The sequence below is a fragment of the Streptomyces sp. RPT161 genome, from assembly GCF_027533845.1.
Lineage (GTDB): Bacteria > Actinomycetota > Actinomycetes > Streptomycetales > Streptomycetaceae > Streptantibioticus_A > Streptantibioticus_A silvisoli_A.
The window spans coordinates 276631-288577 of record NZ_JAPZVN010000003.1; the positions used below are offsets into that span (position 1 = coordinate 276631).

General features: G+C 70.6%; 10 protein-coding genes and 2 riboswitches. Of the genes, 9 read left to right on the plus strand and 1 reads right to left on the minus strand.

What is annotated here, in order from left to right; genetic code table 11:
* Positions 1-157 precede the first annotated feature (157 nt).
* The 7 genes from aceA to metE all read left to right on the plus strand — a co-directional run bounded on the left by aceA (position 158) and on the right by metE (position 10334).
* Complete coding sequence (gene aceA / locus O5O46_RS09295) at positions 158-1441, plus strand: isocitrate lyase (RefSeq protein ID WP_269854833.1); 1284 nt, start codon at positions 158-160, stop codon at positions 1439-1441.
* Positions 1442-1540: 99 nt separating this feature from the next.
* Complete coding sequence (aceB, locus tag O5O46_RS09300) at positions 1541-3139, plus strand: malate synthase A (RefSeq protein WP_269854834.1); 1599 nt, start codon at positions 1541-1543, stop codon at positions 3137-3139.
* Positions 3136-4005: a 3-hydroxybutyryl-CoA dehydrogenase gene (locus O5O46_RS09305; RefSeq protein WP_269854835.1), complete on the plus strand. Its 870-nt coding sequence runs from the start codon at positions 3136-3138 to the stop codon at positions 4003-4005. Before aceB ends, O5O46_RS09305 begins: the two co-directional genes overlap by 4 nt.
* Positions 4006-4651: 646 nt before the next feature.
* On the plus strand, positions 4652-5584 hold the full coding sequence (locus O5O46_RS09310; protein WP_269854836.1) for an ABC transporter substrate-binding protein: 933 nt from the start codon (positions 4652-4654) through the stop codon (positions 5582-5584).
* A gap of 19 nt (positions 5585-5603) precedes the next feature.
* Positions 5604-6635: a FecCD family ABC transporter permease gene (locus O5O46_RS09315; RefSeq protein WP_269854837.1), complete on the plus strand. Its 1032-nt coding sequence runs from the start codon at positions 5604-5606 to the stop codon at positions 6633-6635.
* Entirely contained in the window at positions 6632-7453 is an 822-nt protein-coding gene (locus tag O5O46_RS09320) for an ABC transporter ATP-binding protein (protein ID WP_269854838.1), read from the plus strand. Before O5O46_RS09315 ends, O5O46_RS09320 begins: the two co-directional genes overlap by 4 nt.
* A gap of 194 nt (positions 7454-7647) precedes the next feature.
* A riboswitch (cobalamin riboswitch) is annotated at positions 7648-7853 on the plus strand.
* Between the two features lie 162 nt (positions 7854-8015).
* Positions 8016-10334: a 5-methyltetrahydropteroyltriglutamate--homocysteine S-methyltransferase gene (metE, locus tag O5O46_RS09325; RefSeq protein ID WP_269854839.1), complete on the plus strand. Its 2319-nt coding sequence runs from the start codon at positions 8016-8018 to the stop codon at positions 10332-10334.
* Between the two features lie 138 nt (positions 10335-10472).
* On the opposite strand, the gene O5O46_RS09330 is transcribed toward metE, so the two are convergent.
* Entirely contained in the window at positions 10473-10814 is a 342-nt protein-coding gene (locus O5O46_RS09330; protein ID WP_269855150.1) for a (2Fe-2S) ferredoxin domain-containing protein, read from the minus strand.
* A 122-nt stretch (positions 10815-10936) separates the two neighbouring features.
* Positions 10937-11060: riboswitch (cobalamin riboswitch) on the minus strand.
* Positions 11061-11351: 291 nt separating this feature from the next.
* Between O5O46_RS09330 and O5O46_RS09335 the strand changes: the two genes are divergently transcribed.
* Both O5O46_RS09335 and O5O46_RS09340 read left to right on the plus strand, forming a co-directional pair.
* Complete coding sequence (locus O5O46_RS09335) at positions 11352-11618, plus strand: hypothetical protein (protein WP_269854840.1); 267 nt, start codon at positions 11352-11354, stop codon at positions 11616-11618.
* A 27-nt stretch (positions 11619-11645) separates the two neighbouring features.
* Positions 11646-11918: a hypothetical protein gene (locus tag O5O46_RS09340; RefSeq protein WP_333482349.1), complete on the plus strand. Its 273-nt coding sequence runs from the start codon at positions 11646-11648 to the stop codon at positions 11916-11918.
* Positions 11919-11947: the final 29 nt, after the last annotated feature.

Sequence of the window (11947 nt, forward strand, 5' to 3'; positions counted from 1 at the left end):
GTAGTGGCGACGGCCCGCTCAAGCAGCATTGCTCAGCTCCGCCCGGCGACACCAAAGGGCCGACTGTGCCCGGCAGTTCAGGCACTCAGTGCCACACCTGTCCGCGGCGGCAGGTTGGCTTGGCAGACGAACACAACCGAGGGAGACGGTGACACCCATGGCAGAGGCGAGGAAGACGGCGGCCAAGGAACTCGCGCGGCGCTGGGCCGACGACCGCCGGTGGCAGGGCATCGAGCGCACCCACACCGCCGAGGACGTCGTCCGGCTCTCCGGCAGCGTCCGCGAGGAGCACACGCTGGCCCGGCGCGGAGCGGAGCGGTTGTGGCGTCAGCTGCACGAGCGGGACTACATCCACGCGCTCGGAGCCCTCACCGGCGGGCAGGCCGTCCAGCAGGTCAAGGCCGGGCTCCAGGCCATCTACCTGTCCGGCTGGCAGGTCGCCGCCGACGCCAACCTGGCCGGCCACACGTACCCCGACCAGAGCCTGTATCCGGCCAACTCCGTGCCCCAGGTGGTGCGGCGGATCAACAACGCGCTGCTGCGCGCCGACCAGATCGCCACCGCCGAGGGCGCCGGTGACACCACGGACTGGCTGGCGCCGATCGTCGCCGACGCGGAGGCCGGGTTCGGCGGTCCGCTGAACGCGTTCGAGCTGACCAAGGCGATGATCGCGGCGGGCGCGGCTGGTATCCACTACGAGGACCAGCTCGCCTCCGAGAAGAAGTGCGGCCACCTCGGTGGCAAGGTCCTGGTGCCGACCTCGCAGCACATCCGCACCCTCAACGCGGCTCGGCTCGCCGCAGACATCGCCGACGTGCCCACCGTCATCGTCGCCCGCACCGACGCGCTCGCCGCCAACCTCTTGACCAGCGACGTCGACGAACGCGACATCGAGTTCGTCACTGGCGAGCGGACCGCGGAGGGCTTCTACCGGGTCCGCAACGGCATGGCGCCGGTCATCGCCCGTGGCCTGGCCTACGCCCCGTACGCCGACCTGCTGTGGTTCGAGACCAGCACTCCTGACCTCGGCCAGGCCCGTGAGTTCGCCGAGGCGATCCACGCCCGCTACCCGGATCAGATGCTCGCCTACAACTGCTCGCCGTCGTTCAACTGGAAGGCCACGCTCGACGACGGCCAGATCGCCAAGTTCCAGGGTGAGCTGGGGGCCATGGGCTACAGGTTCCAGTTCATCACCGTGGCTGGCTTCCACTCCCTCAACCACAGCATGTTCGACCTGGCCCGCGGCTACGCCGAGCACGGCATGAGCGCCTACGTCGAGCTCCAAGAGCGGGAGTTCGCCGCACAGGCGCACGGCTTCACCGCGGTCAAGCACCAGCGCGAGGTCGGCACCGGCTACTTCGACCTGGTCTCCACCGCAGTCAATCCCACCTCCTCCACCACCGCACTGGCCGGTTCCACGGAGGAGCAGCAGTTCCACTAGGCCACCTCCGGGCGCCGTCCGGTCCGCCCCGGCCGAGCGGGGGTCGTACGACCGTCCCCGTCCGACCCCTGCTCCCCTCTCTCCCGCAGGAGAACCCCGATGACCACCAGTGCTCTGACCCACCGTGTCCGCGTCCTCGCCGCTGCGGGTGACCGGCACGACGAGATCCTCACACCCGCCGCCCTGGACTTCGTCGGCCGGCTGGCCGCGGCGTTCGGTCGGCGTCGGCAGGACCTGCTGAAGGAACGCCGCCGACAGGCCCTGCGGCTGGCCAGCGGCTCCCCACTCGACTTCCCGATGGTCACCTCCGCCATCCGTGCCGACCCCTCGTGGCGCGTCGCACCGTCCGCTGCCGGGCTGACCGACCGCCGTGTCGAGATCACCGGGCCGCCGGACCGCCGCATGGCGGTCAACGCCCTCAACTCCGGTGCCCGCGTGTGGATGGCCGACTTCGAGGACGCCACGGCACCGACCTGGGACAACGTCATCGGTGGCCAGCTGACCCTGCTCGACGTCGTCGAGCGGCGCATCGACTTCACCACAGAGGAAGGCAAGGAGTACCGGCTCGCCGCCCCAGACCAGCTCGCCACCATCGTCGTCCGGCCACGCGGCTGGCACCTCGACGAGGAGCACCTGGAGATCGGGGGCAGCCCGGTGCCCGCCGCACTTGTCGACTTCGGCCTGTACTTCTTCCACTGCGCGCAGCGGCAGATCGACGCCGGGTACGGCCCGTACTTCTACCTTCCGAAGCTGGAGAACCGGTACGAGGCCCGGCTGTGGAACGACGTGTTCGTCGCCGCCCAGGAGCTGTTGGGCATTCCACGGGGCACGGTTCGCGCGACCGTCCTGATCGAGACGATCACCGCCGCCTTCGAGATGGAGGAAATCCTCCACGAGCTTCGCGAACACAGCTCCGGCCTCAACGCGGGCCGTTGGGACTACCTGTTCAGCCTGATCAAGACCTTCGGGCACCGCACCGACTTCCTCCTGCCGGACCGTGCGAAGGTGACGATGACCGCCCCCTTCATGCGGGCGTATACCGAACTGCTCGTCCGCACCTGCCACAAGCGCGGTGCCCACGCGATCGGCGGCATGGCCGCGCAGGTGCCCAGCAAGGACCCGGCGGCCCACGAGGCCGTGCTCGCCAAGGTCCGGCTGGACAAGGAACGCGAGGCGGAGGACGGCTTCGACGGCTCCTGGGTCGCCCATCCCGGTCTCGTGCCGGTGTGCCGTGAGGTGTTCGACGGTGTGCTGGGCGAGCGGCCCCACCAGATCGACCGGTCCCGGGACGACGTGGCGGTCACGGCGGCGGACCTGCTGTCCGTGCGCAGGATCAGTGGGCCGCCCACGGCCGAAGGCGTGCGCACCAACATCGCGGTCACGCTGAGGTACTTCGCTGCCTGGCTGCGCGGCCAGGGCGCCGTCGCCCTGTACGGCCTCATGGAGGACGCGGCCACCGCCGAGATCGGCCGCGTGCAGATCTGGCAGTGGCTGCGGCATCGGGTGACGGACCGGGAGGCGGTCCTGGGGCTGCTCGACGAGGAACTCGCGGCGTTCGGCGCCGAGTATCCGTGGGCGCCACTGGACGAGGTGCGGGCGCTCTTCGAACGCACCGCCCTGGCTGGCGAGTTGCCGCTCTTCTTCACTGCGGACGCCTACACCCGCCACCTCGTGCGCCGTGCGGAGCAGCTGTCATGAGCGGAGACATTCAGCGTGTCGGGGTGGTCGGCGGCGGCCAGATGGGTGCGGGCATCGCCGAGGTGTGCGCGCGGGCCGGGCTGGACACGGTGGTCTGCGAGGCCGACACCGCAGCCGCCCGCGCCGCGCGGGAACGCGTGACCTCGTCACTGGACCGTGCCGTACGCCGGGGCAAGTTGGAGTCGGCCGCAGCGCGGGACGCCCTCGCCCGCCTGGTCTTCACCGGGAGCCTGGAAGACCTGGCCGACCGGCAGTTGGTCGTCGAAGCCGTCACCGAGAACACGAACGCCAAGACCGACGTGTTCGCCGCGCTGGACAAGATCGTCGAAGACCCGACGGCGGTCCTGGCGACGAACACCTCCTCCATCCCCGTCATGCGTCTGGGCATCGCCACCAACCGGGCCGACCGGGTCGTCGGGCTGCACTTCTTCAATCCGGTGCCCGTGCTCCCGCTGGTGGAGTTGGTGGTCTCCCTCCACACGTCCCTGGAGACGGTAGCCGTCGTGGAGGACTTCGCCGCGGGGACCCTGGGCAAGACGGTCGTCCGCTCCCAGGACCGGGCCGGGTTCGTCGTCAACGCGCTGCTCATTCCCTACCTGTTGGCGGCGATCCGGATGGCGGAGTCAGGCTTCGCCACCGCGGCCGACGTCGACACGGGCATGGAGCTGGGCTGCGCCCACCCCATGGGGCCGCTGAGGCTGGCCGACCTGATCGGGCTGGACACCGTCGCCTCGATCGCCGAATCGCTCCACGAGGAGTTCAAGGAACCCCTCTACGCCCCTCCTCCGCTGCTCCAGCGGATGGTGGAGGCGGGGCTGCTGGGCCGCAAGACCGGCCGGGGGTTCCACGTGTACGGCCGGGACTAGGCATCCCGGCGCAACCGGGCTGAGGGGCCCGGGTCGCACCGCCGACAGCGGGAGCCGGCGGTTGCTCACAGGGGAAGGGCGGGAAGCGCGAGTGCGGCGCTTCCCGCCCTCGTGCCCGCCGGTGCAGCTGGTTCGGCCCGTCCGCCGGGCCGAACAGGACGCGCCCCGAAGCCGATGCTGGGCTTCGCGTGCTTTCCAGAGTCAAACGCCAGCACCGGACAAAGCGGCCATAACGAGCTGTTCCGGGACGCATCCCTGGACGAACGGCACCATAACGCCGGTGAGCAAAGCGCCTTGCGTGCTAGTGTGCGCCTGCCGAAAATCTGCACGATGGTGCAGGTGTTCGGCAGCGCGCCAGGCAGCGAAGCCGGTGACCCCCGTGCCACACGGGCCAGTCCGGCGCTGTCCCGCAACTGTGAGGGCCGTCTCCACCACGCCCGAGCCAGGTCGCCTCCTGCCGCGCTACGACATCGACCCTCGTGGGAAGGGCGATCCGTCTCCGTCGGCGCGCGCTGGTGCGCGGCCCGTCGACGGGTTGGCTTCTTCCCGCCCTCACGGGAGGAAGTGGCGCATGACGCGCCAACCTGTACGGCTTCGGCCTCGGCGGCACAGACCGCTCGTCCGCGTCGCGTCGACAGCGACCGCCGTGTTCACAGCCGCAGCGATCCTCGTCGGCTGCGGCTCCAAGAGTTCCGGCGCCGGCACCTCGTCCGCCTCGGCGTCGGGATCATCCACTGCCTCGTCGTTCCCGGTCACGGTGACCTCGGCGAGCGGCAAGGTCACGGTCAAAAGCCGACCGCAGCACATCGTGTCGCTCTCGCCGACCGCGACCGAGGACCTCTACGCCGTCGGTGCGGGCAAGCAGGTCGTCGCAGTGGACTCCAACTCCAACTATCCGGCGGGCGCCCCCGTCACCAGCCTCAGTGGTGTGTCCCCGAACGTCGAAGCGATCGTCAAGTACAACCCGGACCTGGTCGTCGCCTCACAGGACTCCGGTGGGCTGGTGGCCGGGCTGCGCAAGCTGGGCGTACCGGTCCTGATCGAGCCCGCGGCGACGACTGTCGACGGCGCCTATGCGCAGATCGACCAGATAGGCCAGGCCACCGGCCACACGACGCAGGCAGCACAGACAGTCGCCGGCATGAAGTCCGCGATAGCCGCCACGGTGAAGCAGGCCGGTGCCCGCCATGCCAATCTGAGCTACTACTGGGAGCTGGGGGCCAACCCCTACTACTCGGCGACCTCTTCGACCTTCGTCGGGCAGATCGCGTCCCTGTTCGGCCTGAAGAACATCGCTGACAAGGCAGACAAGGCTTCCGACGGCGGATATCCGCAGCTGTCTCAGGAGTACATCCTCTCGGCACAGCCGCAGCTGATCTTCCTCACTGACAACCAGTCATCCGACGGCGCTCAGAGCCCCGCGGTCGTCGCGGCCCGGCCCGGCTGGTCAGGGATTCCGGCGGTGAAGAACAAGGAGATCATCGCCCTGAACGACGATGTCGCCTCCCGCTGGGGTCCGCGTCTGCCCCAGCTGGTCGCGCAGATCTCGCAGGCGGTCGAGAAGGCTCCCTCCCGTTGAGCCGGGAGGGGCAGCGGCTGTGAGCAGGGTCGGAATGCGGGGCCGCACCCTGCGCGCCTACGGCATCGCGGTGGTGTTCCTGGCCACCGCGGTGCTCGTCGGCGCGATGGCCGGGGCAGCGGACCTCAACCCGCTCGCGACGGCCGCCGCGCTGCTGGACCGGGTGCCGTTGGTGCACCTGCCATCAGGGCTGAGCCCGCTGGACCGCGCGGTGCTGTTCCAGATCCGGCTGCCGCGCGTCGTGCTCGCAGCGCTCGTCGGCGGGCTGCTCTCGCTGGCCGGAGCGGGCTACCAGGGCGTGTTCCGCAACCCTTTGGTCGACTCGTCGCTGCTGGGCGCGTCGGCGGGTGCCGGCCTCGGTGCGACGGTCGCCATCGTCTGCCTCGGCGGCGCGGCACCCGAAGCCGTGCCGGTGGCCGCGTTCGTCGGGTCGCTGGCCGGGGTCGCCGTCGCCTATCTGGCCGGTGCGGCGGGCGGACCGGGCACCGCGACGCTGCTGCTGGCCGGGCTGGCGGTTTCGATGTTCCTGACCGCCGTCCAGACCTACGTGCTCCAGCGCTCGGCCCAGGACATCCAACAGGTGTACTCCTGGCTCCTGGGCTCCCTGTCCGCCGCCACCTGGCACCAGACGCTGGAGATCCTGCCCTACGCGGCGGTCGGCATCGTCATCGTGCTGCTGCACGGCAGGCATCTCGACGTGCTGTCCGTCGGGGACGAGGAGAGCCGCTCCCTCGGTATGCACCCCGCGCGGATCAGGCTGGCCGTCGTGGCGGCCTGCGCACTGGCCGCGGCAAGCGCCGTGGCTGTGAGCGGGCTGATCGGATTCGTCGGCATCATCGTGCCGCATGCGGTGCGCCGCCTGGCCGGGACGTCCTATCGGCTCGTGCTACCACTGTCGCTGCTGTTCGGCGCGGGTTTCCTGGTGCTCGCCGACACTCTGGCGCGCACCGTTGTGGCACCGGCCGAGCTGCCCATCGGCGTCGTCACCGCACTGATCGGCTCACCCGCATTCATCTGGATCCTGCGCACCACCCGAACGGTGCGCACATGAGCCGACGCGCCGAAGGCGGGATCGATGCCAACGGGCAGGGCGGCCTCCGCGCGGACGGGATCGACGTCGACCTGGACCGCACCCCCGTCGTGCGCGGGGTCTCATGCGCCGTCGCCTCCGGTGGCTGGCTGGCACTCATCGGCCCGAACGGCGCGGGCAAGTCGACCCTGCTGCGCGCCATCGCCGGCCTGCTGCCTCACCGGGGCAGGGTCGTCGTCGACTGCACGGACATCGGCCGCCTACGCGCCCGGGAGAGAGCTCGGCTGCTCGCCTACGTGCCGCAGGCTCCCGTACTCCCGCCCGACATGACGGTTGAGGAGTACGTGCTGCTCGGCCGTACGCCACACCTCGGCTACCTCGCCAGCCCCAGCGGGCGTGACCGCCAGGCGGCGGCGCGCATGCTGGCCGCGCTCGACCTCACCCACTACGCCGACCGTCGCCTGGCCGCGCTCTCCGGCGGCGAGCGGCAACGCGCCGCGCTCGCCAGGGCCCTGGCCCAGGAACCCCGCCTGCTGCTGCTCGACGAACCCACCTCGGCACTGGACCTCGGGCACCAGCAACACGTCCTCGACCTCGTCGACGAGCTGCGCCACACGCAGCGCCTGACCGTGGTCGCCACCCTGCACGACCTGACCACCGCCGCCCAGTACGCGGACCAACTGGTGCTGCTCAACGAGGGACGGGTGGCGGCGAGCGGCACTCCGGTCGAGGTCATCACCCAGGAGCTGATCGCCCGCGTCTACGGGGCAAGGGTGTCCGTGACCACGGACACCAACGGGCGCCCGGTGGTCACCCCGCTACGTGAGCCCCGGATGTGACGAGGCATCGTCTGCCCGGCCGCACCACCGGTGCAGGGATCCGGAGGCTGCTCACCGGGAATGGCGGGAGGCGCGAGGGCGGCGCTTCCCGCCCTCCGCTCATTTCACGCACCGCGACCGCGTGTTTCAGCTCACCATCCGAATGATGGACGTGCTGCACCCGGTCATTGGACGGCCCCTTAGGCTGGCCGGTGCAGCTGGATCGCCCCGTCCGCCAGGCGGGATGCGTCGTAAGAGGGAACCCGGTGGGAATCCGGGACTGCCCCGCAGCGGTGAGCGGGAACGACCGCCGTCATACGCACTGGGCCCATCCGGGCCTGGGAAGCGACGGCCAGTAGGTGTCCTCCTCGGTGAGGACGTGCCCGCGAGTCCGAAGACCTGCCAACTGCCCGCGTACGAACGACTCGTGCGCGGACATCCCGGTGACCTCGAGGGCGGGTCGGCGTACATACCAGGCGGAGGACCGCGCATGCCGCGCGGGGTCGTGCCGCCCGGTCCGTCACCCTTCGCGTCCTCGTCCCGTACCGGGATCTCAGGGATTCATCTCGCGAAGGAGATCTCCGTGACCACCAAGTCCGCAGCCGCGGCAGCACGGGCCACCGTGTACGGCTACCCACGCCAGGGACGCAGCCGGGAACTGAAGAAGGCGATCGAGGGCTACTGGAAGGGCCGCGTCACCGCTGCCGACCTCCGCGCCACAGCAGCCGAACTTCGCCGCGCGAACTGGCAGGAGCTGGTCGGAACCGGTATCCACGAGGTGCCGACCGGCGACTTCTCGTACTACGACCACGTCCTGGACACCACCGTCATGGTCGGTGCGATCCCCGAACGCCATCGCGCCGCCGTCGAATCGGACGCCATGGACGGCTACTTCGCGATGGCCCGCGGCACCCAGGACGTGGCGCCGCTGGAGATGACCAAGTGGTTCGACACCAACTACCACTATCTCGTACCGGAGTTGGGCCCGGACACGGTCTTCACTGCCGACCCGGGCAAGCAGGTCGCGGAGTTCAAGGAGGCCCTCGCTCTGGGCCTGACGCCGCGGCCCGTCATCGTCGGCCCCGTCACCTACCTCCTTCTCGCCAAGCCCGCGCCCGGCGTGGCAGCTGGCTTCGACCCGCTGACGCTGCTGGACCGGCTGCTGCCGGTGTACGCCGAGGTCCTCGCCGACCTGCGGGCCGCGGGCGCCCAGTGGGTGCAGCTCGACGAGCCCGCCCTGGTCCAGGACCGCACCCCAGCCGAACTGAACGCCGTCCAGCGCGCTTACCGCGCCCTCGGCACACTCGCCGACCGGCCCAAGCTACTGGTCGCCTCCTACTTCGACCGGCTCGGCGATGCCCTGCCGATACTGGCCAAGGCCCCGGTCGAGGGGCTGGCCCTGGACTTCACGGAGACCGCGGCCGCCAACCTGGACGCACTCGCCGCGGTCGGCGGACTGCCCGGCAAACGCCTGGTCGCAGGCGTGGTCAACGGCCGCAACATCTGGGTCAACGACATGGAGAAGTCCCTGGCCACGCTCGGCACCCTGCTGGGTCTGGCCGACCGGGTCGACGTGGCCGCCTCCTGCTCGCTGCTGCACGTCCCGCTCGACGCGACCACCGAGCGGGACATCGAGCCGCAGATCCTGCGCTGGCTCGCCTTCGCCCGCCAAAAAGCCGCCGAGATCGTCACCCTCGCCAGGGGCCTCACCCACGGCACCGACGCCATCGCCGCCGAACTCTCCGCCAACCGGACCGCCCTGGCCTCCCGCAACAGCTCCCCCATCACCCGCGATCCCACCGTGCGGGCCCGTAGCTCCGCCGCCACGGACGCCGACGCCCGCCGCTCCCAGACGTATCCGCAGCGGTCCGCCGCCCAGCGCGCGCACCTCAACCTGCCGCTGCTGCCGACCACCACGATCGGCTCCTTCCCGCAGACAGGTGAACTGCGTACCGCGCGTGCCGACTTGCGGGCGGGCCGGATCGACACGGCTGGCTACGAGGAACGCATCAGGGCCGAGATCCGGGAGGTGGTCTCCTTCCAGGAGAAGACCGGCCTGGACGTCCTGGTGCACGGCGAGGCCGAACGCAACGACATGGTGCAGTACTTCGCCGAGCGGCTCACCGGCTACCTCGCCACCCAGCACGGCTGGGTGCAGTCCTACGGCACGCGCTATGTCCGCCCGCCGATCCTCGCGGGCGACATCTCCCGACCGGAGCCGATGACGGTGCGCTGGACGACGTACGCCCAGTCCCTCACCGACCGGCCCGTCAAGGGCATGCTCACCGGTCCCGTCACCATGCTCGCCTGGTCCTTCGTCCGCGACGACCAGTCCCGGGCCGAGACCGCCCGCCAGGTCGCCCTCGCCCTTCGGGACGAGGTCAACGACCTTGAGGCGGCCGGGACTTCGGTCATCCAGGTGGACGAGCCCGCGCTGCGCGAGACCCTGCCACTGCGCGCCGCCGACCGCCCCACCTACCTGGCCTGGGCCACGGAGGCCTTCCGGCTCACGACCAGCGGGGTGCGCCCGGACACCCAGATCCACACCCACATGTGCTACGCCGAGTTCGGTGACATCATCCAGGCCATCGACGACCTCGACGCCGACGTCATCAGCCTGGAGGCCGCCCGCTCCCACATGCAGGTCGCCCACGAACTGGCCGCCCACGGCTACCCGCGTGAGGCAGGGCCCGGCGTGTACGACATCCACTCCCCACGGGTGCCGAGCGCACAGGAGGTCGCGGCCCTACTGCGCACCGCGCTGAAGGCGATCCCCGCCGAACGACTGTGGGTCAACCCCGACTGCGGGTTGAAGACCCGCGGTTGGCCGGAGACCCGTGACTCGCTGGAGAGCCTGGTCACCGCGGCCCGCACGGTTCGCGCTGAGCTGCTCCCGTCCTGAACCTGCCGATCACGAAGGGCCGGGACGCCTCGCGCGTCCCGGCCCCGGCTGGCGGGCGACTGACCATCGCCCCGGACCGGCGCACGTACGTACCGTATCCGGTGGGACCCCTGGTCCCAGATCGGCGCGGAGTACCGTTCAGGAAGGCGCGCGCCGCCGCGGCGGCGTGAAGGCGTACAGGTCGAGGATCTCCGGCCGGGGAGCGACACCAGGGCCGCCGGCGCGCACCCAGGTTGCGATGTCCTCGGTCGCGTCCGGGTCGTTGACCAGCCCCAGCCAGACCGGCCGGGCGCCGGCGGCCCGGCCAGCGGAGGAGGGCTGTACGACAATGACGTTGGCCTGGTCGCACACATCCAGGCAGGCGGAGACGCGCACGGGTGCCTCGGCTCGCAGGCGCGCGGTCTGCGCCGCGTGATCGACACCCCTCACCTTGGAACTACCGCAGCAGCAGTCCCGGCACACGACGACCCGGCACTGCACCGGGTCAGCCGCCCGCGCAGCCGCGTCGCCGTCGGAGGCCTCTTCTATGGGTCTCTCGGGCACGCCGAACACCCCTCTCTCCGGGGAGATCCGCCCCGGGTCCGTCGAGGAGGCGACCGCGTGAGTCTCCTGGCTCTCGGGTCGATGCTCGTCCCGGCCTTCCCACCCGTCGCGGGGCAGTGGCCAGTTGGGATCCGCTCGCCGATCACAGTGGCGGGACCGCGCCGGATTCACACCGGCTTCCTCGGACCGCCGTCGCCTTGTCTCCGTTCATCATTCCATCCGGCAGTCGCCCCCACCCCGCAGACCCCTGCGAAGCCCTCGGAGCGCGTCCGTCTTCGTCCGGCCCTCTTCGACGCCGTTGTTCCGGCCGAGCTGCCAGGGTCTGCGTGTGTCGCCAACTTTCCCGACTACCCGGCATGCACCGGAACATCGACCGTTTCCGCATCTCGTCAACACGCTGCCGCACGAAGCGCAGACATTGCACCCGATTGACGCGACATGGCGCCACGGGCGACTATCCCCGCCGGAGGGAACATGGACGTCAACACCACCGTCTACCCCGGTGAGTCGGCGCTCACGATCGTCGAGGAGTTCGTGCATCTGCGGCGTCTGTCAACGCAGGGCCACTCCACGCGGCACGTCGAGCGGCAAATCGGTGGCATGCGCGACCGGCTTGCCCACGACGTCCGCAAACCGGGATTCCTGGCGGTCACAGCGAGCATCGGCAGTCGGCTGTGCGGCTTCGGCACGGCCGTGCGGTCGGTGGACCCCGTTCCCACGCATCCCGCGCCGGACGCCTGACGTTCGCACCAGCCGCTGGCGGACGCGATGCAGATCACGGACCTGACGGTTGCACCCGTGGCCCGAGGCAGAGGTGTCGGCACGAGGCTGCTGGACGTCCTGCTGCTGCCCGCGCTGGACGACCGGGCCTGGGTGGCCGCCGATCCGGGCGACCGGGCCACGCTGGCCTTCCTCCGCTGTCGGGGCTGGCGGCAGATCGTCTTCCCGTCTCCCGGCAAGCCAACCGACGGGCGTGCGCAGCTCGTCCTTCTCGCTCCGCGCCATCCAGCGCTCACCGACGCGTCAACCGCTTCGCGCTGAGGGCCGGGCGCCAACTCCCACCACGTGCG